This window comes from Spirillospora sp. NBC_01491, from assembly GCF_036227065.1.
GTDB lineage: Bacteria > Actinomycetota > Actinomycetes > Streptosporangiales > Streptosporangiaceae > Spirillospora > Spirillospora xylanilytica.
In genome coordinates this window covers 3,242,952-3,269,434 of record NZ_CP109432.1, presented here as the reverse complement: position 1 = coordinate 3,269,434, position 26,483 = coordinate 3,242,952, and the positions used below count along the sequence as shown (strand labels likewise).

Genomic DNA, 26,483 nt, shown 5'->3' with positions numbered 1-26,483 from the left:
TGCGTCACTCGCCGAGCGAGCGGCGCGCCACGAGGGCGGCGTTGATGAGCTGCACGTCGGTGGGACGGGCGGGATCCAGGCCGGTCAGCTCGCCGATGCGGCGGACGCGGTAGGCCACCGTGTTCGGATGGACGTGCAGGGCCGCCGCGGTCTCGCGTCGGTCCAGCTCGCAGGCCAGGTAGCACTCCAGCGTGTGCCGGAGCTCGGGCTTGCAGTCCAGCGGCGCGAGCAGCCCGGCCAGGCCCGCGAGCGCCTCGCTCGGGCGGCTGAGCTGGTAGTCGAGCAGGACGTCGGCGAGCCGGTGCAGGCCGGGCGCCCGGCCGGTGCGGTGCACCAGGTCCATGACCTCGGCGCACTGGGTGACGGCGGCGGGGATCCCGGCGGGCGCCGCGATCTCCGCCGCCGCGGTGACGACCGTGTCGGCGGCCTCGCCCGCCCGCGCGATCAGCTCGCGCAGCGCCGCCCACGAAGGGGACGCGGGGACGGGCAGCAGGGCGGTGCCGCCCGAGCTGTCCAGCGCGGTCAGCGCGGGCCCGCCCGCGAAGCGGTCCAGCACCGTCCGGACGCGGCGGACCTTGCGGCGGGCCGCGACCCTGGCCCGCGGCCCGGGGCCCTTCTCGTCCGGATGCGGGGTGAACGCCAGCGTCATCACGACGTACCGGTCCGCGACGCGCAGGCCGGTGCGCGGCGCGACCGAGTCGACCGGCTCACCGGCGAGCAGCGCCGTCATCAGCGCCTGCCGGCCGCCGTGCTCCTGCTGGTCGAGGATCTGCCGCACCTCCAGGTAGGCGCCGCTGACGGCCGTGGTCAGCTTCCGCTGGAAGTCCATCAGGTACCCCAGCGCCTCCTGGAAGTCGGCCAGGTCGCCGGGCTCGGCGCCGGTGGCGACCTCGTCCCAGCCCATCGCCACGCCGATCTGGTACGCGGTGAGGATCGCGTCCAGCGGGACGCCCTCCTCCGCACGCTGGGCCGCGGAGTCGCGCTGCCGGGCGAGCTCGCCGTCCCCGGCGGGGCGGCGCCGCTCCAGGATGTCGGCGAACTGCCGCAGGCTGTGCTGGACGACCCCGGCGATGTCGCCGACGACCTCCTCCGGGGGGAGCTCGGCGTAGACCGGCAGCTCGGCCAGCAGCCGCTCGACCACGCGGCGGGTGAGGTCCGGGGCACGGGCGCGCAGGTGGCCCGCGATGGGCCGTCCGGCCACGCGCAGCGGGGGTGCCGCCGCCGGTTCCCCGCCTTTGTCGTCCGACACAACGGCTCCCGGGAAAGTCTGCTTTTCAGGCCAATTGCACGTTTTCTCCCAAGATTGCATGATCGCGGCGACGTCGTCCACGACAGCCGGGAGAGGCACCGTGATCCCTTCGTACACCCCGACGAAGCGCCGCCTGATCAAAGGCGCCCTGAGCACGTTCGCCCTCGCCGGCCTGACCGTCGCGACGGCCGCCCCCGCGGTCGCGGCGGCGCCGTCCGGGAACACCGGGCAGGCGGGCGTGTACGTCGCGCTCGGCGACTCGATGGCCTCGGGCCCGCTGATCCCCGACATCACCGGCCCGATCGGCTGCGGGCGCTCCACGCACAACTACGCGCACGAGCTGAAGGCCCGCATCGACCCCGCCGCCTTCCGCGACGTCACCTGTAGCGGGGCGTCGACCAAGCACATGACCGAGTCGCAGGACACCAGCGTCCTCGGCCAGTCGACCGGCACCGTACCGCCGCAGTTCGACGCGCTCAGCGCCGACACCACGCTGGTCACCATGACCATCGGCGGCAACGACACCGGCCTCGTCGGCGTCGCGCAGGACTGCGTCCGCGTCGACCCCACCGCCAAGCCCTGCAAGGACGACTACACCGAGGGCGGCGTCGACAAGGTCGCCGAGCGGGTCAAGGAGTTCGAGCCCAAGCTGTCGGCCGTCCTGGACGGCATCCGCCAGCGCTCGCCCAACGCGCGCGTGGTGCTCACCGGCTACGGCCTGTACATCAAGCCGGGCGGCTGCTGGCCCACCCAGCCCGTCCTCCCGGTCGACGCCGACTACCTCCAGGCGAGCGTCAACCTGATGAACGGCGTCATCGAGCGGCAGGCCGCCGCGCACGGCGCCACCTACGTCGACCTCGTCGGGCCCAGCCAGGGCCACGACACGTGCCAGTCGTCCTCGAAGCGCTGGATCGAGGGCTACGTGCCGACCAACCTCGCCGCGCCCCTCCACCCGAACCGGAGCGGCGAGGAGAACTACGCCCGCATCATCGGCGACCGCATCGGGGCCTGAGATGAGACTTCCGCACTCCCGGACGGGAGCGGTGGCCGCCGCCGCCCTGGCGGTCGGCGTCGCGGTGCCGTCCGCGGCGCCGGCGGCGTTCGCGGCCACCTGGACCCGCACGTCCGACTACTCGCGGTGGACGGGCGTCACCGCCCTCGAGCGCGGGCAGGGCATCGCGACCGACGGCGCCAGCTTCTACTACTCGGGCACGTGGAGCCTGGCGAAGACCACCATCGACGGCGACCGCCAGCTCACGTCGAGCGCCGCCGCGATCCCCGGCGCCCTCAGCGGCACCTACAAGTCCGACCACATCGGCGACATCGACTACCACGACGGCCTGGTCGTCGCCCCGCTCGAAGACGGCGGCAACGACTACAAGAACCCGCTGATCGCGCTCTACAGCGCGGACGACCTGTCCTACACGGGCCGGTACGTGCGGCTGCCGCTCGCGCCGCTGCCCGGCGGTGTGCCCTGGGTGGCGGTGGACGCCTCCGCCGGGCTCGTCTACACCGCCGCCTGGGACCAGGACGCCGCGCAGGGCACCGACCGGCTGGTGGCGTTCAGCCTGGACGCGCTGCTCACCGCGCCCGCCGGGACCGAGCTGCCGGTGGTGAAGACGGTGAAGCTGTCCCGGCCGCTCAGCCGGATCCAGGGCGCGGCGATGTCGGGGGGCCTGCTGTGGGCCTCGGTCGACATCACCGGCGACAAGTCGGTGTACTCGATCGACCCGGCGTCCGGCGCGGTCTCCTGGCAGTTCCACCAGGACGTCGAGCCGGACGACGAGGTCGAGGGCATCGCGGCCGTCGACCTCGGGCCGGCCGGCGGGCGGCTGCACGTCCTGAACGTGGGGTCCGGCTGGAAGAAGATCTTCCTGTACCTCCAGCACTACAGCAGCACCGGCTGAGATCGCGATTCCCCCGGAAACCGTCCGTACCGCGTGATAGTCCTTCCGGGTCGGAATCCATGATCAACGAGGATCGGCCGGTTCATCCATGACGACGATCAAGAGGGCCGGGCGCGCGGCGGCGCGCCTGGCGGGCGACCCGCCGGACTGGCTCGTCCGGCTCCGGGCCGATCCGGGCGCGGCGGCGCTCGGGGTCGCCTGGCCGGACGAGTCCGCCCTGCGCGAGGAGGCCGAGCGCGAGGAAGAGCACGTCAGCGACGGCATCATGCACACCGACGCGACGATCGGGCACGTCCGGGAGCACCGCCCGCACATGCTGCGCGTCGCGTCCGGCCCCGGGTACGCGGGCACGAACGGCTTCGAGCACGAGGCGGCCTGGTTCGTCGACACCCGCGAACCGGACGGGCTGCTCCTGGCCCCATCGGCCTCCTACCCGACGTTCCTGTGGATCCCGGCCGGCACCACGGTCGACGGGATGCGCGGCGCCCTCGGCGGCCTGTTCCCCACGCCGAGGCCCACCCGGGTCACCCTCCCGAAGACCGCCCGCGGATTCCTGGGATACGCCCACCAGATCGGCGTGCCCAACGTCTACGACGGCACGTTCGGCCCCATCGACGGCCTCGAGCTCGACCGCTACTACACGATGAACACCTTCACCGAGGTGCAGTCGTGGGGGAGCGCGATCCTCGACGACCCGTCCCCCGACGAGGCGCTTTCGCCGCTCCAGGCGATGGCGCGGTTCAGGGAGTGCCGCGAGCAGAGCCCCGGAGTGCCGTCGATGACGTGGCGCACTTCGGCGTCCGGGTCGTACGTGAGCATCGAGGCGCACATGGGCCGGATCTTCGTGGCCGAGGCGCGCTACCGGCCCAATCCCAACCCGGAGGTGATCGAGCGGATGAACGCCGAGTTCGGCTCGGCGTTCCCCACCGACCTCCCGGTGGACGTGGTGGGCGCGCTCATCGGCTTCGACTTCCAGACCCTGGAGGTCTGGGAGCGGGAGCTGGCGGTGGAGGAGGACCCCGGGCACGTGCTCGGGAAGATGGAGATCGCGGTCGCCCTCGCGCACGGCGACCTCGACGCCGCCGAACGGCTCCGGCCGCACTTCGCGCACCGCGACCCGGGCGTCCGGGCGCCGCTGATGACGTTCGCGCTGAACTACAACCTGGAGTTCCTCCTGGAGGAGCTCCTGCTCACCGAGCCCGACGAGCAGATGGCCGAGCAGGTCCACCGGATCCTCGACAGAGGGACCGGCGACGCGCACCGCGACCTCTTCGAGGAAGGCGCGGACTGGGGCGACGAGGACGAGGACGAGGACGGCGACGATGAGTGAGCCGAGGGAAGGGACGCTGCCCGCCGGTACCCCCTCCGCGCGCGTGCACGAGCACGCCGCCGCCGAGGGCTGGACCCTCGCGGCGGACGTGCCGCGCACCGTCGGCGGCCCCCGCTACTGGAGCTGGCAGGTCGGAGAGGGGGACGGGGACGGGTACGTGACGTTGATCGAGGACCACCGCACCGGCCTCCGCCTCGTGGAGGCCGAACCGGAGGCGTTCGCCGAACGGCTCGCCGGCGAGCTGGGCCTGGAGACCCTGGAGGCCCTCCTCGAGCGGGCCCGCACCGCGTCTGCCGCACTGGACCGGATGCGCGCCGTGCAGGCGCTGGCGTTCCGGCAGTTCGGCCTGGCCCGGAAAGCCGCCGTGGGGGCGCCCGAAGACCCTGACCACCCCGGTTGCGCGCTGCTGGCCGACGACGTCCGCCTGCTGGAGGTGTTCGAACGCGCCCTCGACGACCCGGCGCGCGGCGTGCGCCGGGCGGGCGTGGACGGCCTCGTGAACAGCCTGTGGACGGGCTCCCTGGAGATCCTGCGCCGCCGCCGCGACGACCTCCCCGAGTTCGAGGAGTTCATCGACGGACGGCTGAACGGCGAGTTCCCCCGGCTCGAGAAGAAGCCGGCCTGACCGCCGCTCTCTTTCCGGGGCACTGCACAGGCGTCAGGCGCCGAGGGCCTGGAGCAGCGCCGGGTAGGCGCGGTGCAGCTCGCGCTGCCAGTACGGCCAGTCGTGCTGCCCGTCGTAGAAGTCCGTGGTCACCGGGATGCCCAGCGCCTCCAGCCGCCCGGCGAACGCGCGGGCCTGGCCGCCGGCGGCGGCCTCCACCGGGTCGGTGAAGGGCAGCCGGCCGAGCGGCCCGCGCTCGCCGTTGCCGGCGGCCACCCACAGCCGCACGCCGCGCAGCCGTCCGGCCAGGTCGTACGGGTTGTGCGCGTGCCAGACCGCGGCCTGGTCGTCGGGGTCGCCCCAGACCCGCCGCCAGTCGGTGCCGGGGCACGAGAACGACGGCCCCCAGCCCGTCGAATCGTCCCCCGGCCGGTGGCCGTCCAGGGTGTGCAGGTAGCCGCTGAACGACGCCGCGGCCCGGAACGCCCCGGGGAACCGCGCCGCGTACAGCATCGCGCCGAGGCCGCCCATGGAGTTGCCGGCGATCACCTGCTCCGTCCCAGCTCGGTAGCCGCGCTCCAGGATCTGCCGCAGCTCGGTCATGTGGAAGCTCTCCCAGCCGGGCGGCCCGCCCCGCCCGTAGTTCCACCAGTCGGAGTAGTTGCCGCACGAGCCGCCGTTCGGCATGACGACCAGGACGCCCGAGCGGGCGGTGAGCCGTTCGACGTCGGTGTCGCGCGTCCAGGCGGTGTAGTCGTCGACGCCGCCGTGCAGCAGCCACAGCACGGGCCAGGTGCGGGCGGCGTCCCGCGCCCAGCCGGGCGGGAGCAGCAGCCGCACCTTCTGCCGCCCGCCCATGGCCGGCGACTGGACCGTCAGGTCCAGCGCGCGCGGCCCGGCGGCCGTCTCGGCGACGACCGCGGCCCCGTCCGCGGCCACCCTCGGACGGGCGGACGCGGGCGCGGCCGCAGGGCCGGTGATGACGAGCGGGATGAGCAGGATGAGAACCCCGAACAGCGCGGCCGGGGTGGAATGACGGCCCAATGCGGGACCTTTCGTGAACGGCCGGTCAGGTGGGTCCGGCCCTCAGAAGGGGGAGCGCCGTCAGCGGCTCCGTCGAGCCCGGCGGCTGAATTGCTCCTCGGCCGGGCCGCCCGCTCGTGATGAGCCCCCGGCCGGAGTGCGCAGGCATCATGAACCGGAAAGCCCTGGTCGCGCCCATCGTCGCGGCTGCCGTGCCGTCTTCGGCCGTCCGATCCTTTGCTATCGAATATTCCCAATTATGGGCGAGTTCAATCCGAAGGAAAAAGGTCATGGATATGCGCGGGCGCCGGCAAGATATAGGCAAGTGCCCTCGGTATCGTCGAGGTGCGAATGGCCCAGGGAACGCGCCGGAGTTGCGGCTGGGGAGAAGGGTGCGCCCGGAGCCGCCCGAGCCCCGGGGTGGCCGTCCCCCGCCGAGCGGTGGGCGGGCTGTCCGCGCCGGCGCCCTTGCGTATCTTGGTTAGTTCGATTAACTCGAGGTTAATTGCATTAACCAACGGCTCCAGGGAGAGACCATGGCCACCGCCACCACGGACACCGGCACCGGCGGGCGGTTCCGCGCGCTCGGGACCCTCACCGGCGCCGTCGGCGTCGCCTTCTCCGCCTCGTGGATCACGAGCATGCTCGTCGGGGCCCCGATGCTGGACGTGGACGCCACCGGCACCGCCATCGTCGACACCGTCACCGGCCGCGAGGGCGCCCTCTTCGCCCAGTACCTGTTCTCCGAGGGACTGCCCGCCATCGGCATCGCGGTCATCTCCTTCGCCCTCGCCCGCGCCGCCGCCACGGCCCGCACCGCCACGGCCCTCCGCGCGCTCGGCCTCGCCGCCGCGCTCCTCTCGCTCGTCCAGTTCACGTGCGGGGCGTGGCTGTCGGCGTCGGCGGTGCCGAACGGCGACACCGGCCTGGCCGGCACCCTCCTGGAGGTCTCCAACCGGGGCGACGGCGCCAAGATGTTCCTCCTCGCGGCCCTGGCCCTCACCGCGCTGCCCGTCCTGACCCGCCGGCTCCGCTGGACGGGGCTCGCGCTGGCCGTGTCGATCGCCGTCTCGGGTCTGGGGTACCTTCTGCTCGTCCCCGCACTGGCGCCCGTGGCCTACGTCTCCGGCCCCCTGCTGCTGGTGTGGATGACCGGAAGCGCCCTCGCGGTGGCCCGTGCCGCCCGTCCCGCCGCGTGACCGCCGTGCGGACGGCGGGCCGGGTGCGAGATCGTCCAGGCACCCGACCCTCCGCGGAGACGGCGAGGAGAACGACATGCCCCGCGCTGGACTGACCCCCGGCCGCATCGTGGCCGAGGCCGCCGCGACCGCCGACGAGACCGGGCTCGAGCGGCTCACCCTCGCCGCCGTCGCCAAGCGCTGCGGGGTGTCGCTGCCCGGCCTGTACAAGCATGTCGACAGCCTCGACGCGGTCCGCTGGGGCATCGCGGTCCTCGCGGTCGGCGAACTCACCGATGTCCTCTCCCGCGCCGCGGTCGGGCTGTCCGGACGGGACGCGCTGCACGCCATCGCCGCCGCCTACCGCGGGTACGCCGCCGCCCACCCCGGCCGCTACGCCACCACCGTGTGGGCCCCGCGCCCCGGCGACGAGGACCATCTCGCCGCCGGTGCGGCGGCCGTCGGCGTCATCGCCGCCGCGCTCAAGGGCTACGGCATCACCGGCGACGACGCGACCGACGCGATCCGGATGCTGCGCGCGGCGCTGCACGGGTTCGTCGCGCTCGAGGCGGCCGGCGGGTTCGGCCTGGCCCGCCCGCTCGGCTTCGCCTTCGACCGCCTCGTTGACTCGCTCGACGCGTCCTACCGCACCTGGTACGACGACCGCCCGCCGTCCCGCGCTGAGGCCCGATGACCGGGTGGACGCGGGCGCCGGGGTCCGCGGAGACCCGCCGACCCGCCGCGCCCTGACGTCACGGGTGGACGCCGGCCAGCGCTCGCAGTTCCCGCGCGGCCGGAAGCGCTCGGGCGGGGTGGGGGAGGGCGCCCAGCATCTGGCCGACCAGTTGGCGCGTGGCCATGACCGGGCGGGGACGGTCGCTGAGCGACGTGACGGCCAGTTCGAGCCCCTCCCGCACTCCGCCGCACTTGACCAGGTCGATGGCGCGCATCAGATGGAGATTGGTGATCGGCGCTACCGCGGTCGGAGGGTAGAGGAGGTGGGCGTCGTCCACCGCCTTCAGTGCGCTCTTATCGCCGGTGACGGTGCGGACGTACGCCTCGTTCCACTGCAATTGGCTTTCTCGGAACTCCAGCACGGTCGGTTCGCTGAAACTATGGGGTAGCCGGTCGAACGTGCGCTTCAGCATGTCGAGACTCTCGTGCGCGGTGGCGTGGTCGCCGTGGAACGCGGCCGTGTAGGCACCGGCGGCATGAGCACGTGCGAGCCCTGATGAGGGTGTGCCGTTCGCGATACGGGCGGCGTCGCCGACCATGGTCATCACGGCTTGGTGCGAGATGCCGGTCCACGTCGCGTTCTGGGCGGCTCGGCCGCGCACCCAGACCCGTAGCGTCCGGTCGCCCGATGCGTCGGCGGCTCGGCGCGCCGTGTGCCAGGTCCGGCGCGCCGCGCGGTCGTCCCCGAGATTGCTGAGCGTTTCGGCCAGGACGCCCGAGAGCCCGGCACTCACCCGCAACAGCCCGACCTGCTGGCGGGGCGGACGGCCCTGCTTGAGAAGTTCGCCCACAGCGACGATATCCGCGGTCAATGCCGGAGCCAGCGCTTCGAATGGCCGCCGGTAGATCTGGTGGCCGTAGTCATGGACGACCCGTTCCCACTCCTCGATATCGGTGTCGAGACTGAGGACGCGGTCGATACCGGAGAGCAGTTCCTCCAGGACGCCGGGCGGGACGGCGGCTCCGGCGCCGAGTGCGGTGATGAGCTGGAGTGCCGCGCGGCGTTTCACGTCGTCGTACTCTGGGGTCTCGCCCTGGCAGTCAGCGCTTGCAATTCGCGCGCGGCCGGAAGCGCCCGGGCCTGGTCGGGCAGTGCCCGCAAGATCTGCCTCACCAGTTGGCTCGTCCCACCGGCCACCGTGACCGGCCGACTGCGGAGCGGGGCCAAGGCCGTTTCGAGTCCGGAGTCGATCTCGCGAGCTTTGATCATCAAGATGGCCCGCATGAGCGACAGGTTGACCACGGGGCCCAGCGCATCGGACGGGTACAGGGCACCGGCCTGGGTCAGCGTCGTGGCCGCTCTGCGATCCCCCGCCCTGGTGTGGACGTAGGACTCCGCCCAGCGGAGCTGACTCTCCCGGTAGGCCAGGACGGACTGGTCGTCCGGGGCGTCGGGCAGTCGGTCGAAGGCTCGCTTGAGCGCGCCGAGCGACTCGTGCGCTCGGCCGGCGTCGCCCTGGTCGGCCGCGAGGTAGGCGTGCGCGGCATGCGCGCGTGCCAGTCCGGCCGAAGGCGCCCCGGCTGCGATCCCGATGGCCGCGTTCGTCAGGTCGGTAACGACCGCGCTGGGTCTTCCGGCCCACACCGCGTCCTGCGCGGCCCGGCCGCGAACCCAGACCCGAAGGTCACGGTCACCGGACGCGTCCGCCGCGCGTTTGGCGATGCTCCAGGAGGCGCGCGCGGCGCGCTTGTCGCCCACGTCGCCGAGGTCGATCGCCAGGAGGCCGGACAGTCCGGCGCTGATCCGCAGCAGCCCGGACGCGTCCGGGCTGCCGCGGTGACGTCTGAGGAGCTCTCCCACGGCGATGATGTCGGCTGTCAGAGCGCTGATCAGTGTGCCGTTCGGTTGCGTGATGAGCAGTTGGCCGTACTCGTGAACGGTTGCTTCCCATTCGGCGAGGTCAATCGGGTCGCCCAGCGCATCCTCGATCCCAGCGAAGATGGTTTCCAGGACGCCGGGCGGGACGGCGGCTCCGGCGCCGAGTGCGGTGATGAGCTGGAGTGCCGCGCGGCGTTTCACGTCGTCGTCCCCCTGGTCGGGAGTGGGACTTTGATCCACGGTACCCACGGGGGTCGCGGGACGGCCATGGGGCGGGGCGGGGAACAACTCGTCTTCGGGGATGTCGAACGCGGCGGAGTAGGCGGCGGCCCAGTCGCGGGGGAAGTGGCTGCCTTTCTCCCATCCGAGGATCTGCCGGGTGAGGGTCTTGACCTTCTGGGGGCTGGGAGCGATCCCCACGGCCGCCAGTAGGTGGCGGGCCATGGCGAACTTGCCCCATCCGCGCGCTTCGCGTTCGGCTCCGAGCCGGGCGGCCCAGGCAGGGCGCTGCTGTTCGGTCATGGCATCGGCACCCTCCGGCACGCGGGGGACACAATGGTGCATCCCCACAGTGACGTCATTGTCGGTGTTCCATAACCGTCGTGCAGGGCTTTGACTTGAGTGAGTGTCGGGGCGCGTGGTGCGCGACCTTTAAACGACGGTACGGGAAGGGAGTCGACAAAATGGGCAAGCATGGCAAAAAGGGTACGTGTCGGCGGTGTGGCGGAGCGGGAACGATCGTCGTCGACGCCGATGGAAAAGACGGCCGAAGTCAGGAAACTCGGAGTTGTCCCGGGTGTGGGGGGACTGGAGAGGTATGAACAGGCGGCAGTTCATCCCGAACACGGTATGGGTGTGGGGTGATGACGGCTGGATGATCCCTCTGCACCGGGAGGCCGACCCGGAAGGGTGGGCCCGGCTTTGTGACAGTGACGAGGCGGTCATCACGCAGGTGGACGAGGGTGCCCGTGACATGGGTGCACAGCCCACGAGCTCCAGCAGTGCCCCGTCGGTCATGCGGGAAATGATCGGCGCGCTCGGGGTGGAACCGGGCATGCGGATACTTGAGATCGGGACCGGGACCGGATACAACGCGGCGATGCTGGCGGAGATCTCCGGTTCGGAGAACGTGACCACAGTAGAGGTCGATGCGGAGATCGCCGACCATGCCAGGTGCGCCCTGAAAGACGCGGGATTCTCGGTGACCGTCATCAACGGCGACGGCATCGCCGGTTATCCGGGGAACGCGCCCTATGACCGCATAATCGTGACGGCCTCGGTGCGGGATGTCCCCTACACCTGGGTGGCGCAGAGCGCCGTGCACGGACGGATACTCATGCCTTGGGGCAGTGACCTCTTCCCGGGCGGGGTACTGCTGACGCTGACCGCGCGCGCTGATGGCACCGCTGATGGACGATTCGCCAGCACCGTTGCCTTCATGCGTCTGCGGGAGCAACGGCCAAGACATGTGCCATGGCGAGATGATGTAGACAAAGGCGACTACCTTCAGAGCACGGCCCGAGCGTTCCCTCGCGAGGTGTTCAAGGCCGGGTCGGCTGCCAGGTTCGCGGTGGGAACCAGGCTCCCGGGTGTCACCGACGGCAGGACCCTGAACCAGGACGGCGGCCACACGTTCCGCTTGTCGCAGTTCGAGACCGGATCATGGGCGGCCGTCACGCCCGGCCCTGGCGAACACCTCGTATGCCAGCACGGGCCGCGCCGACTCTGGGACGAGCTTGAGCTGGCCTATGACTGGTGGTTGGGATCCGGCAGGCCGGGACCCTCACGGTTCGGCCTCACGGTGACGCCGGAAGGGCAGCGCGTCTGGCTGGATTCGCCGGACGGCCCGGCCGGCGTCAGAGGCCGTGGCGGTGGCCGATGACGCTTCGCGCCTCGAACCGGTCGATGTCGGTGACCGTTTCAGGGCCGCCGATGGGCGCGGCGTGGGACCGTCAGCCGGGCACGCCGCCGGAGGTCAGGCGGCCGACTCCGGCGTAGAGCCATTCGGTCCGGGGGCCGGCGGGGCCGTAGCCGGGGCGCCACTGCCAGGGCCGGACGAGACCGGGGTCGACGAGGTCGAAGCCGTCGAAGAGCGGCTCGATCCGGTCGCGGGGGCGGAACACGATCGGGCTGGTGGCGTCCTTGTAGGCGTCGACGACCTGGGCGACCTCGTCGGCGGGCGGGCCGTCCACGGTGAGGTGCGAGAGGGCGAGGTGGGACCCCGGGTGCATGCGGTCGCGGAACGCGCGGACGATCCCGGCGGGGTCCGCGGCGTCGCCGATGAAATGGAAGAGCGCGACGGAGAGCACCGCGACCGGCCGGGAGAAGTCGATCAGGTTCCGCAGGTCCGGATGCTCCAGGATGGTGCCGGGCTCGCGGACGTCGGCGGTGATGACCGTGGTGGTGTCGTTGGTGGCCAGGAGCGCGCGGCCGTGCGCGAGCACGATCGGGTCGTTGTCGACGTAGACGACCCGCGCGTCCGGGTGGACCTCCTGGGCGATCTCGTGCACGTTGCCCTGGGTCGGCAGCCCGGTGCCGAGGTCGACGAACTGGTCGATCCCGGCCTCGGCCATGAAGTGGACGGCGCGCTGGAGGAAGCGGCGGTTCTCCCAGACGATGTCGTGCGACATCACCTCGCCGAGCGCCGCCTTGACCTGGGCGCCGGCCTGCCGGTCGACCTCGTAGTTGTCCTTGCCGCCCAAGAAGAAGTCGTACATGCGAGCGGGGGACGGGCGGCTGCTGTCGAGCGGTGGCGGTTGCTGTGCGTTGGGGCGCATGACCAGCCTTCGCGGGCAGGGGCGGGGGGTGTGCTGCGCGTTCATGATTCCACGCACATGATCACCAGGGCTACCGTCCGGCGCCGAATCCCGGCCGGTCCACCGCCGGGATGACCCGGATGCCCCGGTGGTGAGACTTGCGAGCCAGAGGGGGATGGCTCCGCAGCGTGGTGCCCGTCCGGGCCCCGCTTCCCTAACGTTCAGGTGGACGCGCCCGGCCCGGGCGGCACGAAGAGGGGAAGATCCATGCGCCAGAAGCTCCGCGTACTCGGAGCCGTCACGGTGGTCGCGCTCGGCGCGGGGACGGTCGGCGCGTGCGACGGGCCGTGGAAGCGGACGACGTTCGAGGACGACGCCGCGGTGCCGGGGAAGATCACGTCGGTGCGGCTGGAGAACCGGTCCGGCGGCATCGCGCTGCACGGGAGGCAGGGCCTGGCCAAGGTGACCCTGCACCGCTCGGTCAGCTACCGGGACCACCGGCCGGACGGCCCGACGCACCGGGTCGAGGGCGGCGTCCTGGTGCTCGGCGGCTGCGGCGACCGGTGCTCGGTGGGCTACACCGCCGACATCCCGGCGGGCATCCCGGTGACGGGCGGGGTGTCGTCCGGCGCGATCACCCTGTCCGCCGTGGGCGGGGTGCGGGTGACCGCCTCGTCGGGGCGGATCACCCTGGACGGGACCGGCGGCCCGGTCAGCGTCCGCACCAGCAGCGGCCGGATCAGGGGGACGGGGCTGCGGGGCGGGAAGATCGAGGCCCGGACGTCCAACGGCGCGATCGACCTGGCCCCGGCCACGCCGTCGGACGTCCGCGCGCAGACGTCCAACGGCGCCATCAAGGTCACCGTGCCGGCCGGCCGCTACCGGGTGTCGGCCAAGACCAGCCACGGCGGCAAGCACATCGGGGTGGCCGACGACCCGGCCGGCGCCCACCGGCTCGACCTGACCACCAGCAACGGGGCCATCACCGTCAAGACCGCGTAGCGCCGGGCCACCTCGGCGGGACGGGCTCGTCCCAGCTAGTTCAGGATCGGGACGAGCCCGGCCGCGAACACCAGGTAGAAGACGCCGGCGAAGGCCAGCCGGGCGGGGGTCAGCCGGTGGGCCCGCATGGTCGCCAGCAGGTACACGATCGCGACCATGGTCATCAGGCCGGCCCAGGCCAGCGCGCCGTCGAACTTCCAGGCGGTGAACAGCAGCCCGAGGCCCGAGGGGACGGTCGCCTGGATCATCATCGCGCCGGAGATGTTGGCCAGGGCCAGCTTGAGCTTGCCCTGCCGGACCCAGATGATCGCGTTCATGATCTCGGGCAGCTCGGTGGCGATCGGCGACAGCAGCAGCGCGGTCACCGCCGCGGGCAGCCCGATCATCGGCCCGATCGCGTCGAGCTGGTGCACGAACAACTGCGAGGCGAAGAAGATCACCACCAGGGTGACCAGCGTCTGGACGGCCACGGCCCACGTCGCCGGGGCGGCCCGGCGCGGCTGCATCTTCAGCGGCTCCAGCGCGTCGTCCTCCTCGTGCTCGCCCTCGAGGGCGGCGGCGGCCTCGTCGCCGCCGCGCATCTCGCGCCAGAAGTACACGGCGTAGGTGGCGAAGAACACCAGCCCGAGCCAGGGCTTGAACGCGAACGCCACCAGCCCGAGCGCGACCTTGAACACGAACACCGCCAGGAACCACCGCTGGTCCTTGACCAGCCGCGCCGCGTGCACCGGGTCGGTCAGCACCTCGCTCTGGCCCCGCCCGGTGTCGCCCTGCCCGGACGGCCCGCCCGAGGCGGGGACGGAGGCGGCCAGCTTGCGGCGGCGCATCAGCAGCGCCACGCCCGTCACCGCGTACGCGACCGTGGCCAGCGCCAGCGGGCCGCCCATCGCGGCGCCGACCCCGATGTCCTTGGCCTCGTCGCTCCCGCCGGTGGTCACCGCGACCAGCGTCACCACCGACTCCGGCAGCGCCGTGCCGAATGCCGCCAGGATCGTGCCGACCGCCATCTTGCCGACGTTCAGCCGCTGCCCCAGCCACTCCACCGCGTTGACGAACCACTCGCACGACAGGTAGATCACGACCGCGCACGCGACCAGCAGGACGAAATGCACCACGCCCGCCACCTCAAGCCTTCCCGGCGGTCACCGCCGGGGGCGAGAATTCAGGGGCGCATCCGGGGAGCCCGCGACCTCGACCCCTCCGGCGACGCCGCACACTCACGTCGACAAGGGACCGAAGGTCTCGCCCGCCCGTCGTCAGACCGGGCCCGGCCACCGGGAGCCGCGAGGGCTCCAGCATGTCGACGACCGGTTCGCAGGGCTACTCCCCTTCACAAACGCTCGGAAGACTACCCCATCGGCCTTCCGGGACGAGCCCGGCGGACCGGCGGCGGCGCCGTCCGGAGCCCCGCCCCTTCCCGGACGGTCAACACCTTGTCACTGATCGATTGCCCAGAGTCGCACACGGGAAGGGGGCCCGCGACATCCCGTCCCCGACACGCGAGGCGACTCCATGACCGACAGCCCGGCCCAGCCGCAGCCGACCGTCCGGCCGGACGACAAGCGCTACCCCGCGCTCAGCCGCGGCTTCAACCAGCGCTGGATCGCCGATCCGGAGTACGTCCGGGTGGTGCGCTCCGCCGAGGAGGTCCGCGCGGCGCTGGCCGCGGCGGTGAAGGAGAGGCCCGCGGACCCGGGACGCACGCGGATCACCGTCCGCTCCGGGGGGCACTGCTACGAGGACTTCGTCTGCGGCGACGACGTCCGGGTGATCCTCGACATCGGCCAGATGTGCGCGGTGGCCTACGACCCGGGCATGCGGGCGTACTGCGTGGAGGCCGGCGCCACGAACTGGCACGTCTACAGCCACCTCTACCCGCTCAGCGGCACGGCCCTGCCGGGCGGCTCGTGCTACTCGGTGGGTCTCGGCGGCCACATCCCCGGCGGCGGCTACGGGCTGCTGTCCCGGCAGTACGGGCTCACCGTCGACTACCTGTACGCGGTGGAGGTGGCGGTGGTCCGGGCCGACCGCTCCGTCGAGCTGGTCCTGGCGACCCGCGACGACACCGACCGCGATCTCCGCGAGCTGCTGTGGGCGCACACCGGGGGCGGCGGCGGGAACTTCGGGGTGGTCACCCGGTTCTGGTTCCGCGATCTGCCCGAACCGCCCGCCCAGGTGCTGCTGACCGGCCTCGCCTGGGACTGGAAGGACTTCACCAAGGACGAGTTCGCCACCCTGGTCACCGCCTTCGGCGAGTACTTCCGCGACCATCAGGACCCCGGGACGGCGGCCGGCCGGCTGTTCGCGATTCTGAAGCTCACCCACGTCAGCAACGGCCAGATCGGGCTCCTCGCGCAGGTGGACGTCGACGACGGCACCGGGCCGGCCGCCATGCGCGAGTTCCTGGCCGCCGTCGACGACCGGATCGCGCCCAGGTCCCGGGCGATGGAGGGCGCGATGGGCGAGCATCCGGCCGTCGTCCACATGGACATCCCCCGGGTGATGCCCTGGCTGACGGCGACCCAGGCGCTGAACGGCAGTGGCCAGAACCGCTGCGGGAAGTACAAGTCGGCGTACCTGCGCGAGCCGTTCGCCCCCGAGCAGATCGACGCGATGTGGGCCTACCTGGGCAAGGAGAGGTACAAGGACTACAAGAACGACCAGGCCATCATCCAGGTCGACTCCTACGGCGGCGCCGTCAACCGGCCGCCGCGCGACACCGCCGCGCGGCAGCGCGACTCGATCCTGAAGCTGCAATACCAGGTCTACTGGACCGAGCACGACGTCCACGAGCCCGAGCACATGGCCTGGATCCGCGACACCTACAAGGCGACGTTCGCGGCGACCGGGGGCGTGCCCACCGTCGGCGGCCCCAGCGACGGGTGCTACATCAACTACCCCGACACCGATCTGAACCTCCCGGAGTGGAACGGCTCGGACCAGTCGTGGTCGACGCTGTACTACAAGGACGCCTACCCAAGGCTCCAGAAGGTCAAGAAGCGCTGGGACCCGCTCAACGTGTTCCGGAACCGCCAGTCCATCGAGCCGCCGCCCGGCTGACCGCTGGGGAGGGTCATGCTCCCCCGGGGGCCGGCCCGAAACCCGGCACCAGCCGGTCGGCGAGCTGCTTCCGGGAGAGTCCGCGCTCCGCGGCGGCCTCGCCCAGCGCCTGCCGCGCCCGATCCTTCAGCCGCTTGGGCCGCGCCTTCTCGGAGATCCCGTGGAGCTGCACGAGGGCGAGGTCGGAGCCGATCGCGGTGAGCGCGTCCACCCCGCCCAGCGCCACCTTGATCGCGCCCTGGCCGGGCCAGGACCGCACCATCGAGCCGAGCCGCCGCGCCGTCTCGTCGTCGCCGGTCCAGCGGAGCTGGCCCACCGGCCAGCCGATCGTGGGCTGCTCGCCGGAGAGCCGCCAGCGCTCGAAGAGCGCCCAGCCGAACTCGGCCAGCGATCGCGGATCGCACGCCTCCAGCGCCGCCGCGACAGGGGCGGCCGGCGCGCGGCGCGGGCCCGCCTTCGCCAGCGCGGTGACCAGATGCCCGATCGCCTCGGCGGGCAGGGCCCGCTCGCGCCCGCGGAGCAGCACCTGCGGGAGCGCGCCGGGGGCCGCCCACGCGGGCGGGGCCTTCCGCTTCGCCGCGACCAGCGCCTTCGGGACGTCCCGCTCGGGGGCCTCGTCGGCCCTGGCCCGCCAGGCGTCCTCGACGATCGAGCGGGCCTCGTCCGGGAGGCCGGGCAGCGCCGCGGCGAGCAGCTCGGGCCGGGCCGCCAGGTGCGCGTTCAGGAGGCCGGACGCCAGCCGCGCCCGCCTTGAGGTGCCTGTGGTGAGTGGCGGGAGAAGGCGCAGCGCCCGTACCGGGAACCGCTCGATCATCGCCTCCGCCGCAACCAGCACCATCTGCTGGTTGAGGCGCTCGCCCACCAGCCGGAACGCCTCGTCGGTGGGGAGCGCGCCGAGCACGTCGAGGAGCGCCCCGCGGTTGCTCGCCTCGGACTCCTCGTCGAGCGTCCTCGCCAGCAGCGGGGCGATCGCGGGGCCGACGCCTTCGGCGACCGTCGCGAGCACGCCGAGGGAGCGCTCGAGATTCCCCAGCTCCGCCTGGTCGCCGAGCCGCGCGATCTGCTCGGCGGACCCGAGCGAGCACCAGAGCGCCAGGGCGCCGGAGGTGCCGTAAGTGCGGTAGGTCCCGTGCACGGGCGGCGCGGCGCAGCATTCGTCCACCCAGTCCTGCCGGGTCGGCACGAGGAAGGACACGGCGGCCCGCTGCATGGGCGTCCGGCGGTGGTCGGCCAGCCGCTCCACGGCCTCGGCGTAGTCGGCGTCGCCGGCGGCGGCCAGCAGGGCCCGCATCCGCCTGCCGGTCTCGCCCTCGGCCCAATGGATCGACGCCCACGTGTTGGCGGTGACCGGCGCGCCCCCCTCCACGTCGTAGAACCGGGGGAACACCTGGTCGAGCTCGGCGCACGCGCACGCGGCGAAGGCGAGCCCGTGCTCGGCGGTCCAGGCGTCGACGCACGTCGTGATCGCGGGATGGCGGCCGTCGACGCGCCGCGACCGCACGATGAGCGTGACGACCGCCGCGCCGACGGGATCGGCCTTGCCGGCCAGGTACGCGCGCGCCGCCTCGACGAGATCGGGGGCGCTCCGCTCGTGGCCGAGCACCCGCTCCAGCAGCGGCCGGGCCTCTGCGGTCCGGGCGCGCAGCTCGCCGGGCGCGGCGGGGTCGAGCTCGACCGCGGGCGACGGCGCCGCGCCGCCGCGCCGGGGGTGCAGCACCTCCCGCCACGCGTCGGGGATCCGCAGGGTGTCCTCATCCGGCAGGACGGCGTCGGCCCGGGGGAGTGGATCATTCATACCGCCCACCGTAGGGCGGCCCCCGGACATCATGCCGGGGCCGTGAGGCAACCCGATCCGGCTCCGGCAGCGGGTCTGGAGCAGGGGCCATATTTAGCGTCACATCAAAATTGCAGTGACTCCAAGATTTGTCCTAGGGTGGGTGCATGACCTTCGCCTTCGGCATCTACCCCGGTGCACTCCTCGGCAGCGACACGGGAGCCGTGGAGCCCGTCCGCCCCGACGACCCCGACCTGATCAACGACGCGCTGCGCCGCCTCCAGGGGGACGGGCGGACCCTGACGGTCCGCGCGTACCGCCCGTTCGCGGCCACCGTCGCGCCGGACGCCCCGCCCACCCCGGCCGAGCCCGAGCGCTACCTGGAGGGCGGGCGCAGGCTCGACCTGGTGCTGACGTTCCGCGAGCCGACCGGCGCGCTGGACGGCTGGCTCGACTTCGTCCGGGCCACCGTGCGGGACGAAGGGCCGCGGCTGGCGACGGTCCAGATCTGCGAGGAGCCCAACGCGGTGCTCCCCGTCCTGGACGGCAGCACGCCGAACGTGCGCGAGGCCCTCGTGCACGGCGTGATCGCGGCCAAGGAGGAGGCGCTCGCCAGTGGGCACGACCTCGGCGTCGGCTTCAACGCGGTGCCGACGTTCGACCCCGCCGACACGTTCTGGAAGGACCTCGGCGCGCTCGCGGACGAGCGCTTCCACCGGTCGCTCGACTACGTCGGCCTGGACTTCTTCCCCGACGTCTTCCGGCCGGTCCCGCCCGAGCGGCTCGCGGACGCGACCGCCTGGGTGGTCACGGCGTTCCGGGACGGCGGCCTGCGGGAGGCCGGCATCGACCCGTCCGTGCCCCTCCGCGTCTGCGAGAACGGCTGGCCCACCGGCCCGGACCGGAGCGAGGCGCGGCAGGCCGAGGTCGTCGAGGAGGTCGTCCGGACGCTGGCCGGGCTCCGCGACGAGCTCAACCTCACCGGGTACTCGTTCTTCAGCCTGCGCGACGCCGACAGCGCGGGCACCGGGATCTTCGACCGGTTCGGGCTCCTGCGGGACGACTACACGCCCAAGCCGGCCTTCGAGGCCTACCGGCGGCTGATCGAGGAGCTGGGAGACCGGCAATAACGAATCAGTCACGATAAGTGGCGGGGTGTTCCCTTCAGGTCGCGAGTGAGCAATGGAGGAGGGTGCTTGAACACACTCAGACGCCCCCGGCGCCCTCCTCCTTCGCCCCCCGCCTCCACGGAACCGCCCGTGGCCGCTGGCGCTCCGGCGTGACCCTCGCCGCCTGCACCGTGCTCGCCTTCGGCGCGTCCGCCTGTAACGACGACAGCGCCGGCGGTTCCGGCGGCACCACCGGCGGCACCGCCTCCGCGTCGACCTCCTCGCCCCACTCCGCGCCCCACTCCGCGTCCGCGGGCGGTGGCGGTGGTGGTGGCGGGGCCGCCTCGTCGCGGTGCACGTCCGTCCAGCTCGGGATTCACCTCGGCATGTCGGACGTGGGCGCGGGCAACCTGCGCTACGAGCTGCGGCTCACCAACAAGGGCTCGCACAACTGCACGCTCCAGGGGTACCCCGGGGTGTCGCTGCTGAGGGGCGACGGCAGCACCATCGGCCGGCCCGCGACCCATGAAGGCCCGGCGGGCGGCCTGGTGAGGATCGCGCCCGGCGGCGGTGCCCACGTCACCCTGCACACCCTCAACAAAGGCGTGAAGGGCGACGGCTGCTGGGAGGAGCCGGGCCTGCTCAAGGTGTACCCGCCCGGTTCCAAGGCCGCGATGACCCTGCGCACCACCTCGCCGCACGTCTGCGGCGACACCTTCACCGTGACCTCGGTCCAGGGGACGTGACCGGCGGTCCACCGCGCCGCCCCGGAGTTATCCTGCCCCCGTGCCCCTGAGCCGTCGTGCTCTCCTCTCGCTCACCGCCGCCGCGGCCGGCTGCTCGGCCGACGGCGAGCGGCTCCCCGCGCTGCGGCTCGCCACCGGCCCGATCGGCGGGCCCTACGGCGTGCTCGGCGACCGTCTCGCCGCCGAGCTGCGGCGCCGCGGCGGCCCGGTCCGGGTGTTCAAGACCGCCGCCAGCGTGGAGAACCTCGGGCTGCTCGCCGCGGGCCGCGCTGACCTCGGCTTCGCGCTGGCCGACAGCGCCGAGGACGCGGTGCGGGTCCGGCACCGGCCCGTCGCCGCGCTGGCCCGCATGTACATGAACTACGTGCACCTCGTCGTCCCCGCGGACTCCCCGGTGCGGGCCCCCGGCGACCTCGCGGGCCGCGCGGTGTCGATCGGTGCGGACGGTTCGGGCACCGCGGTTACGGCGGAGCGGATCCTGGCGGCGGCCCACCTGGCCCGGCCCGTCCGGCCCGTCCGGCTCGGGCTGGAAGCGTCCGCCACGGACCTGCGCGCCCGCCGGATCGCGGCCTTCTTCTGGTCCGGCGGCGTGCCCACCCCCGCGCTGGTGGCGCTCGGCCGCGCGACGCCGATCCGCCTCATCCCGCTCGGCGGCCTGGTGCGGAGCCTGCGCCGGGCGCACGGGCCGATGTACGACACCGTCACGGTGTCGGCCGGCATGTACGGCACGCCGGTGCCCGTGCCCACCGTGGGAACGGCCAGCTACCTCGTGTGCCGCGGCAGCCTGCCCGGCCGCGTCGCCCAGACCGTGACGGCGGTGCTGTTCGCCAGCCGCGACCGGCTCCAGGCGCCCGACGCCCCCGGCGCGCGGCTCGACCGCCGCTACGCGGTGAGCACGGGCGGGGTGCCGCTGCATCCCGGCGCCGTCCGCTACTACCGGTCGGTCTACGGCTGATCCGCGAGCCGCAGCTCCACGACGAGGCCGCGCGGCTCATTCGCGCGGACGGTGAGCGTGCCGCCGCAGGCGCGCGCCAGCTCGGCGGCGATGGCCAGGCCGAGCCCGCTGCCCGGGACGTTGGTGTGCGCCCCCGACCGCCAGAACCGGCCGGACGCCTTCGCGGCGTCGCCCGCCGGCAGCCCCGGCCCGTCGTCGGCGATCCGCAGCACCACTTCCCCAGCGGGGGGCGACCCCCGGATCCCCGTCGGGCTGTCGGGTGGTCCTCGTTCCGCTCCGGTCCTGCCGGCGGGTTTTCCGGGGGGCGACCCCCGGCCCCCCGTCGGGTCGTCGGGTGGTCCTCGTTCCGCTCCGGTCCTGCCGGCGGGTTTTCCGGGGGGCGACCCCCGGCCCCCCGTCGGGTCGTCGGGTGGTCCTCGCTCCGCTCCGGTCCAGCCGACGGAGACCGTCCGGCCCGGGGGGACGAACTTCGCGGCGTTCTCCAGCGCGATGTCGGCGATCCGCGCGACGGCGCCCGGCACCGCCCGTGCCCGCAGCGTCCCGGGCAGCTCCACGGCGAGCACCAGGCCCATGGCCTCGAACGGCTCGCGCCAGCCCGCCAGCCGCGCGCGCAGCTCGGCCGCCACGTCGACGTCCTCGACGACCGGGGCGTGCTCCACCCGGGCCAGTTCCAGCAGGCCGTCCACCAGCGTGACGAGCCGGTCCAGCTCGTCCAGCGCCTCCTCGTGCCGGCGGTTCTCCACCTGGATCATCACCGTGCTGAGCGGCGTGCGCAGCTCGTGCGAGGCGGCGTTCACGAACATCTGCTGCCGCTCGAACGAGCCGGACACCGCGTCCGCCATCGCGTTGAACCGCTCCTCCAGCCGGCGCAGCTCGCCGGGGCCGGTGCCGGGCACGGCCCGCACGTCGCGGCGCCCCTCGGCCAGCGCCCGCGTCAGCAGGTCGAGCTCGGTGACCGGACGCAGGATCCACCGGGCGAGCCCCCGCGCGGCCAGCACCGCGCAGCCGAGCGTCACCAGCGCGCCCAGCGCGAGGACGCCCCACACGACCGCGACGTCGCGGCGGGCCCGCCCGGTCGGCGCCCGCACCAGCACCGCGCCCGACACCTGCGCGTCGCGTCCGGCGGGCTCGGCGACCAGCACCGTGCGCGGCCCGAACGGGGTGACCGCCGGCAGGTCCTCGGTCGTCCGGCCCGACAGCGCCAGCAGCGTCGCGGCCCGGTCGGGGCCGCGCATCGCCCCCGCCTCGGCGACCACGGCGCCGTCGCGGTCGCGGATCCGCACCGCCGCGCCGTACAGGCCCGCGTAGCGGGCGATCTCACCGTTCAGCGTCGCCCGGTCGCCCTCCCGCGCCGCCTGGTCGGCCAGCTCGGCGAACCGGGTCGCGTCGGCCCGCCGGTCGAGCAGTAGCCGCCCGGTCCGGTGCGAGGAGTACGCCCGCGCCAGCGGGACGGCCAGCGCTGCGATCACCAGCATCATCAGCACCGCGAACGTCGCGACCAGGCGCGACCTCACCGGCCCAGCCGGTAGCCCGTGCCGCGCAGGGTCTCGACCAGGCCGGGCCGCCCGGTCTTGGCGCGTAGATTCGCCACGTGGACGGTCAGCGAGCACGACGTCGACGGCATCGTGTCGCCCCACACCGTGTCGAGGATCTTCTCCCGGGTGCACACCACGCCCGGCTCCCCGGCCAGCAGCGCGAGCACGTCGAACTCCCGGCCGGTCAGCGCGACCGGCTCGCCCGCCACGGTGACCCGCCGCCCGGCCACGTCGACGCGGACATCGCCGACCGTCACCACCCGGTCGCGGCTCGGCAGCGGCCGGTGCCCGCGCCGCATCACCGCGTCCATCCGCGCCATCAGCACGTCGGTGCGGAACGGCTTGACCAGGTAGTCGTCGGCGCCGGAACGCAGGCCGCTCAGGACGGCGCGCTCGTCGCCGCGCGCCGTCACCACGATCAGCGGGACGAACGACACCCGCCGGATCTCGGCCAGCGCCCGCATCCCGTCCATGTCGGGCAGCCCGAGATCGAGCAGCACGATGTCGGCGCCGGCGGCCAGCCGGATCGCGTCGTCGGCCCGTCCCGCCCGCGCGACCTGATGGCGGTGCCTGGTGAGGGTGGTGACGAGGGCGTCCGCGAACCGGTCGTCGTCTTCGACCACGAGAACGCGCATGCGTCCAGCCTAAGCTCGTACCGGCACGGCGTCAGGGGCGTCCTCGCCACGGGTCAGCGCGGCGTCGCGGGTCTCGCGCATCAGCGCGTACACCACCAGCGAAACCGCGGCGCAGCCCGCGACGTACCAGTAGAAGCCCGTCTCGATCCCGGCCTTCTTGAACCACAGCGCGACGTACTCGGCGGTGCCGCCGAACAGCGCGTTCGCGATCGCGTACGGCAGCGCGACGCCCAGCGCCCGCACGTGGGTGGGGAACAGCTCCACCTTCACCACCGCGTTGATCGAGGTGTACCCGGTCACGACGACCAGCCCGATCAGCGACAGCCCGAACGCCGGCCAGAAGCCGCCCGCGTGCGCCAGCGCCGTCATCAGCGGCACGGTGCCGACCGTCGCCCCGACGCCGAACGCGATCAGCAGCGGGCGGCGGCCGACCCGGTCCGACAGGGCGCCCGCCGCGGGCTGGAGCAGCATGAACACCAGCAGCACGCAGAAGCTCACCAGCGCCGCGGTGGGCTTGGGCAGCCCGGCGGTGTTGGACAGGTACTTGGTCAGGTAGGTGGTGAAGGTGTAGTAGGCCAGCGTCCCGCCCATGGTGAGTGCGATGACCAGCAGGAACTCCCTGCGGTGCCGGCGCAGCGCGCGGATCGTCCCGCGCTCGCCGGAATGCTCGGGGGCGTCCTGGTCGTAGGCCGCCGTCTCCAGCAGGCTGCGCCGCAGGTACAGCACGACCGCGGCGCCCAGCGCGCCGATGACGAACGGGATCCGCCATCCGTAGGAGTGCAGCGCCGCGTCCGACAGGGTCCGCTGGAGGACGATCTGGAGACCCAGGCCGATGAGCTGCCCGGCCGTCATCGACACGTACTGGAAGCTGGAGGCGAACCCGCGCCTGCCCGGCGGCGTCGCCTCGGTCAGGTAGGTGGCGCTGGCCGCGTACTCGCCGCCCACCGAGAGCCCCTGCATCAGCCGCGCGACCAGCAGCACCACCGCGCCGAAGTAGCCGACGGAGTCGTAGGTCGGGGCGACCGCGATCAGCAGCGCGCTGCCCGACATCAGCGACACCGTCAGGGTGAGCGCCGCCTTGCGCCCGCGCCGGTCGGCGAACCGGCCGAGCAGCCACCCGCCGATCGGCCGCATGAAGAACCCCACCGCGAAGATCCCGGCGGTGTTGAGCAGTTGCGCCGTCGCGTTCCCCTTGGGGAAGAACGCGGCGGCGAAGTAGGTGGCGAAACTGGCGTAGACGAACCAGTCGTACCACTCGACCAGATTGCCCACCGAACCGCCGAGCACCGCCTTCCAAGGCGTGCGCCCGGACCCGGATCGTGCCGTCATCGAGGACCTCCCGCGAGGAGCCGTGGAAGGCGAGCGTCCCCCGGACGGCCGCCGGGGCGAAGGGCGGCGGCCGATATCTAATCCGCCCTTAACATTGGGCCCCCCGCGCCCTGCCGGTGACCTGGCCGTTCGGCGATTCCGGGCCGCTTCTATACTCCGTTACCGGTCACTCTGGCGACAGACGTCATCAGGCCGGCGAGGTGGACGGCCCGCGGGGATTGAACGCCTCCCATCGCCGGGTACGTACAAGATCGTTGTCTGGCGAAAGGAACGCACCATGCCCCTGTCCCCTCGGCTGCCCGCCGCCCCTCCGACGCTGTCGGCACTGGAGGAGTCCTACAACCGGGTGCTGCGCCGCGACCCCGGCGAGCCCGAGTTCCACCAGGCCGTCGCCGAGGTGCTGGAGTCCCTCGCGCCGGTGCTGGACGAACGCCCCGAGGTCGCCGCCGCCAAGCTGGTGGAGCGGGTCACCGAGCCCGAGCGCCAGATCATCTTCCGGGTGCCCTGGCAGGACGACTCCGGCGAGATCCACGTCAACCGCGGCTTCCGGGTCGAGTTCAACAGCGCACTCGGCCCGTACAAGGGCGGCCTGCGCTTCCACCCCACCGTCAACCTCGGCATCGTGAAGTTCCTCGGCTTCGAGCAGATCTTCAAGAACGCGCTGACCGGTCTCGGCATCGGCGGCGGCAAGGGCGGCAGCGACTTCGACCCGCGCGGGCGCTCCGACGACGAGGTGATGCGCTTCTGCCAGTCGTTCATGACCGAGCTGTACCGCCACGTGGGCGAGCACACCGACGTGCCGGCCGGCGACATCGGCGTCGGCACCCGCGAGATCGGCTACATGTTCGGCCAGTACCGGCGGGTCACCAACCGCTGGGAGGCGGGCTTCCTCACCGGCAAGGGCCAGGAATGGGGCGGTTCGGCGGGCCGCACCGAGGCCACCGGCTACGGCAACGTGCTGTTCACCGCCGAGATGCTCCGGCGCCGCGGCGAGGACCTGGACGGGCAGCAGGTCGTCGTCTCCGGCTCCGGCAACGTCGCGATCTACACGGCCGAGAAGGCGCAGGCGTTCGGCGCGAACGTGATCACCGTGTCCGACTCCGACGGCTACGTGGTCGACGAGAAGGGCATCGACCTCGACCTGCTCAAGCGGGTCAAGGAGGGCCAGCGGGGACGTGTCGCCGACTACGCCGACCTGCGCGGCGCCTCGGCCCGGTACGTGCAGGGCGGCAGCGTGTGGGACGTTCCCGCCGACATCGCCCTCCCGTCCGCCACGCAGAACGAGCTGGACGTCGACGCCGCGCTGATCCTGGTCCGCAACGGCGTCAAGGCGGTCTCCGAGGGCGCGAACATGCCGACCACGCACGACGCGGTCCGGGTCTTCCAGGACGCGGGCGTCGCGTTCGGCCCCGGCAAGGCCGCCAACGCCGGCGGTGTCGCGGTCAGCGCGCTGGAGATGCGGCAGAACGCGGGCCGCGAGTCCTGGTCGTTCGACCAGGTCGAGACGGAACTGGCGCAGATCATGCGCGACATCCACGACACCTGCTACGAGACCGCCGAACGCTACGGCGCCCCCGGCGACTACGTCATCGGCGCCAACATCGCCGGTTTCGAGCGGGTCGCCGGCGCGATGCTCGCCCAGGGCCTGGTGTAGTCCCCCCCCCACGTGGCGCGTATCCGCTGAGCGGTCCGGCGTCGTTATACTCCCGGGAAATTTCGGCGCCCGCCGCTTCCGAG

General features: G+C 72.9%; 23 protein-coding genes. 13 read left to right on the top strand and 10 right to left on the bottom strand.

Annotated features, from left to right (window positions below; genetic code table 11):
• Window positions 1-4: 4 nt before the first annotated feature.
• Entirely contained in the window at window positions 5-1,249 is a 1,245-nt protein-coding gene (locus OHA34_RS15075; protein WP_285941769.1) for a PucR family transcriptional regulator, read from the bottom strand.
• A gap of 100 nt (window positions 1,250-1,349) precedes the next feature.
• On the opposite strand from OHA34_RS15075, the gene OHA34_RS15070 reads away from it, so the two are divergent.
• The 4 genes from OHA34_RS15070 (at window position 1,350) to OHA34_RS15055 (ending at window position 5,111) form a co-directional block, all read left to right on the top strand.
• Entirely contained in the window at window positions 1,350-2,261 is a 912-nt protein-coding gene (locus OHA34_RS15070) for an SGNH/GDSL hydrolase family protein (protein WP_329521981.1), read from the top strand.
• A 1-nt stretch (window position 2,262) separates the two neighbouring features.
• The gene (locus OHA34_RS15065; RefSeq protein WP_285941764.1) at window positions 2,263-3,156 is read left to right on the top strand and encodes a hypothetical protein; all 894 of its coding nucleotides are present in this window, start codon (window positions 2,263-2,265) and stop codon (window positions 3,154-3,156) included.
• Between the two features lie 88 nt (window positions 3,157-3,244).
• A complete protein-coding gene (locus tag OHA34_RS15060; protein WP_329521980.1) occupies window positions 3,245-4,486 on the top strand; it encodes a hypothetical protein in 1,242 nt (413 codons plus the stop codon).
• Window positions 4,479-5,111, top strand: coding sequence for a hypothetical protein (locus tag OHA34_RS15055; RefSeq protein ID WP_285941759.1), 633 nt, complete (start codon window positions 4,479-4,481; stop codon window positions 5,109-5,111). Before OHA34_RS15060 ends, OHA34_RS15055 begins: the two co-directional genes overlap by 8 nt.
• A 33-nt stretch (window positions 5,112-5,144) precedes the next feature.
• Here the strand turns inward: OHA34_RS15055 and OHA34_RS15050 are convergent, their stop codons facing one another.
• On the bottom strand, window positions 5,145-6,134 hold the full coding sequence (locus OHA34_RS15050; RefSeq protein ID WP_285941756.1) for an alpha/beta hydrolase: 990 nt from the start codon (window positions 6,132-6,134) through the stop codon (window positions 5,145-5,147).
• Window positions 6,135-6,649: 515 nt separating this feature from the next.
• Here OHA34_RS15050 and OHA34_RS15045 point away from each other — a divergent pair.
• Both OHA34_RS15045 and OHA34_RS15040 read left to right on the top strand, forming a co-directional pair.
• Window positions 6,650-7,312 carry a hypothetical protein gene (locus tag OHA34_RS15045; RefSeq protein ID WP_329521979.1) on the top strand — a complete coding sequence of 221 codons (663 nt, stop codon included), beginning with the start codon at window positions 6,650-6,652 and terminating at the stop codon, window positions 7,310-7,312.
• Window positions 7,313-7,388: 76 nt separating this feature from the next.
• Window positions 7,389-7,985, top strand: coding sequence for a TetR/AcrR family transcriptional regulator (locus OHA34_RS15040; protein ID WP_285941750.1), 597 nt, complete (start codon window positions 7,389-7,391; stop codon window positions 7,983-7,985).
• A 58-nt stretch (window positions 7,986-8,043) separates the two neighbouring features.
• Here the strand turns inward: OHA34_RS15040 and OHA34_RS15035 are convergent, their stop codons facing one another.
• Together OHA34_RS15035 and OHA34_RS15030 are read right to left on the bottom strand one after the other, a co-directional pair.
• Window positions 8,044-9,036: an XRE family transcriptional regulator gene (locus OHA34_RS15035; protein WP_329521978.1), complete on the bottom strand. Its 993-nt coding sequence runs from the start codon at window positions 9,034-9,036 to the stop codon at window positions 8,044-8,046.
• A complete protein-coding gene (locus OHA34_RS15030; RefSeq protein ID WP_285941746.1) occupies window positions 9,033-10,367 on the bottom strand; it encodes an XRE family transcriptional regulator in 1,335 nt (444 codons plus the stop codon). Before OHA34_RS15030 ends, OHA34_RS15035 begins: the two co-directional genes overlap by 4 nt.
• A 295-nt stretch (window positions 10,368-10,662) precedes the next feature.
• Here OHA34_RS15030 and OHA34_RS15025 point away from each other — a divergent pair, with 295 nt between their 5' ends.
• A complete protein-coding gene (locus tag OHA34_RS15025) occupies window positions 10,663-11,727 on the top strand; it encodes a methyltransferase domain-containing protein (protein ID WP_329521977.1) in 1,065 nt (354 codons plus the stop codon).
• 70 nt (window positions 11,728-11,797) lie between these two features.
• On the opposite strand, the gene OHA34_RS15020 is transcribed toward OHA34_RS15025, so the two are convergent.
• Window positions 11,798-12,622 (bottom strand): SAM-dependent methyltransferase, encoded by an 825-nt coding sequence (locus OHA34_RS15020; protein ID WP_285941744.1) that lies wholly within the window; start codon window positions 12,620-12,622, stop codon window positions 11,798-11,800.
• Window positions 12,623-12,868: 246 nt separating this feature from the next.
• Here OHA34_RS15020 and OHA34_RS15015 point away from each other — a divergent pair, with 246 nt between their 5' ends.
• Entirely contained in the window at window positions 12,869-13,603 is a 735-nt protein-coding gene (locus OHA34_RS15015) for a DUF4097 family beta strand repeat-containing protein (RefSeq protein ID WP_285941740.1), read from the top strand.
• 35 nt (window positions 13,604-13,638) lie between these two features.
• Here OHA34_RS15015 and OHA34_RS15010 read toward each other — a convergent pair whose 3' ends face one another.
• Window positions 13,639-14,718: a sodium:calcium antiporter gene (locus OHA34_RS15010; RefSeq protein ID WP_285941738.1), complete on the bottom strand. Its 1,080-nt coding sequence runs from the start codon at window positions 14,716-14,718 to the stop codon at window positions 13,639-13,641.
• Between the two features lie 397 nt (window positions 14,719-15,115).
• On the opposite strand from OHA34_RS15010, the gene OHA34_RS15005 reads away from it, so the two are divergent.
• On the top strand, window positions 15,116-16,663 hold the full coding sequence (locus tag OHA34_RS15005) for an FAD-dependent oxidoreductase (RefSeq protein WP_329521976.1): 1,548 nt from the start codon (window positions 15,116-15,118) through the stop codon (window positions 16,661-16,663).
• Between the two features lie 13 nt (window positions 16,664-16,676).
• On the opposite strand, the gene OHA34_RS15000 is transcribed toward OHA34_RS15005, so the two are convergent.
• Window positions 16,677-18,458, bottom strand: coding sequence for a hypothetical protein (locus OHA34_RS15000; protein WP_329521975.1), 1,782 nt, complete (start codon window positions 18,456-18,458; stop codon window positions 16,677-16,679).
• A 146-nt stretch (window positions 18,459-18,604) separates the two neighbouring features.
• Between OHA34_RS15000 and OHA34_RS14995 the strand changes: the two genes are divergently transcribed.
• The 3 genes from OHA34_RS14995 (at window position 18,605) to OHA34_RS14985 (ending at window position 21,247) form a co-directional block, all read left to right on the top strand.
• Complete coding sequence (locus tag OHA34_RS14995; protein ID WP_329521974.1) at window positions 18,605-19,567, top strand: hypothetical protein; 963 nt, start codon at window positions 18,605-18,607, stop codon at window positions 19,565-19,567.
• Window positions 19,568-19,629: 62 nt separating this feature from the next.
• Complete coding sequence (locus tag OHA34_RS14990) at window positions 19,630-20,292, top strand: DUF4232 domain-containing protein (protein ID WP_329521973.1); 663 nt, start codon at window positions 19,630-19,632, stop codon at window positions 20,290-20,292.
• A 40-nt stretch (window positions 20,293-20,332) separates the two neighbouring features.
• Window positions 20,333-21,247: a TAXI family TRAP transporter solute-binding subunit gene (locus tag OHA34_RS14985; RefSeq protein ID WP_329521972.1), complete on the top strand. Its 915-nt coding sequence runs from the start codon at window positions 20,333-20,335 to the stop codon at window positions 21,245-21,247.
• On the opposite strand, the gene OHA34_RS14980 is transcribed toward OHA34_RS14985, so the two are convergent.
• Genes OHA34_RS14980 through OHA34_RS14970 form a run of 3 tightly spaced genes read right to left on the bottom strand, consistent with a single transcriptional unit; the run spans window position 21,238 to window position 24,746 of the window.
• Entirely contained in the window at window positions 21,238-22,761 is a 1,524-nt protein-coding gene (locus OHA34_RS14980) for a sensor histidine kinase (RefSeq protein WP_329521971.1), read from the bottom strand. The genes OHA34_RS14985 and OHA34_RS14980 overlap by 10 nt on opposite strands.
• Complete coding sequence (locus OHA34_RS14975; RefSeq protein ID WP_285941724.1) at window positions 22,758-23,417, bottom strand: response regulator transcription factor; 660 nt, start codon at window positions 23,415-23,417, stop codon at window positions 22,758-22,760. Before OHA34_RS14975 ends, OHA34_RS14980 begins: the two co-directional genes overlap by 4 nt.
• A 9-nt stretch (window positions 23,418-23,426) precedes the next feature.
• Window positions 23,427-24,746 (bottom strand): MFS transporter, encoded by a 1,320-nt coding sequence (locus OHA34_RS14970; protein WP_329521970.1) that lies wholly within the window; start codon window positions 24,744-24,746, stop codon window positions 23,427-23,429.
• A gap of 277 nt (window positions 24,747-25,023) precedes the next feature.
• Here OHA34_RS14970 and gdhA point away from each other — a divergent pair, with 277 nt between their 5' ends.
• Window positions 25,024-26,400, top strand: a complete 1,377-nt coding sequence (gdhA, locus tag OHA34_RS14965; protein WP_285941720.1) for an NADP-specific glutamate dehydrogenase — start codon at window positions 25,024-25,026, stop codon at window positions 26,398-26,400.
• Window positions 26,401-26,483 lie beyond the last annotated feature (83 nt).

Bases quoted from the DNA above. Each gene is read 5' to 3' on its own strand.
- OHA34_RS15065 (WP_285941764.1), top strand. From the start codon at position 2,263: ATGAGACTTCCGCACTCCCGGACGGGAGCGGTGGCCGCCGCCGCCCTG.
- OHA34_RS15060 (WP_329521980.1), top strand. From the start codon at position 3,245: ATGACGACGATCAAGAGGGCCGGGCGCGCGGCGGCGCGCCTGGCGGGC.
- OHA34_RS15055 (WP_285941759.1), top strand. From the start codon at position 4,479: ATGAGTGAGCCGAGGGAAGGGACGCTGCCCGCCGGTACCCCCTCCGCG.
- OHA34_RS15045 (WP_329521979.1), top strand. From the start codon at position 6,650: ATGGCCACCGCCACCACGGACACCGGCACCGGCGGGCGGTTCCGCGCG.
- OHA34_RS15040 (WP_285941750.1), top strand. From the start codon at position 7,389: ATGCCCCGCGCTGGACTGACCCCCGGCCGCATCGTGGCCGAGGCCGCC.
- OHA34_RS15030 (WP_285941746.1), bottom strand. From the start codon at position 10,367: ATGACCGAACAGCAGCGCCCTGCCTGGGCCGCCCGGCTCGGAGCCGAA.
- OHA34_RS15025 (WP_329521977.1), top strand. From the start codon at position 10,663: ATGAACAGGCGGCAGTTCATCCCGAACACGGTATGGGTGTGGGGTGAT.
- OHA34_RS15020 (WP_285941744.1), bottom strand. From the start codon at position 12,622: ATGCGCCCCAACGCACAGCAACCGCCACCGCTCGACAGCAGCCGCCCG.
- OHA34_RS15015 (WP_285941740.1), top strand. From the start codon at position 12,869: ATGCGCCAGAAGCTCCGCGTACTCGGAGCCGTCACGGTGGTCGCGCTC.
- OHA34_RS15005 (WP_329521976.1), top strand. From the start codon at position 15,116: ATGACCGACAGCCCGGCCCAGCCGCAGCCGACCGTCCGGCCGGACGAC.
- OHA34_RS15000 (WP_329521975.1), bottom strand. From the start codon at position 18,458: ATGAATGATCCACTCCCCCGGGCCGACGCCGTCCTGCCGGATGAGGAC.
- OHA34_RS14995 (WP_329521974.1), top strand. From the start codon at position 18,605: ATGACCTTCGCCTTCGGCATCTACCCCGGTGCACTCCTCGGCAGCGAC.
- OHA34_RS14975 (WP_285941724.1), bottom strand. From the start codon at position 23,417: ATGCGCGTTCTCGTGGTCGAAGACGACGACCGGTTCGCGGACGCCCTC.
- OHA34_RS14970 (WP_329521970.1), bottom strand. From the start codon at position 24,746: ATGACGGCACGATCCGGGTCCGGGCGCACGCCTTGGAAGGCGGTGCTC.
- gdhA (WP_285941720.1), top strand. From the start codon at position 25,024: ATGCCCCTGTCCCCTCGGCTGCCCGCCGCCCCTCCGACGCTGTCGGCA.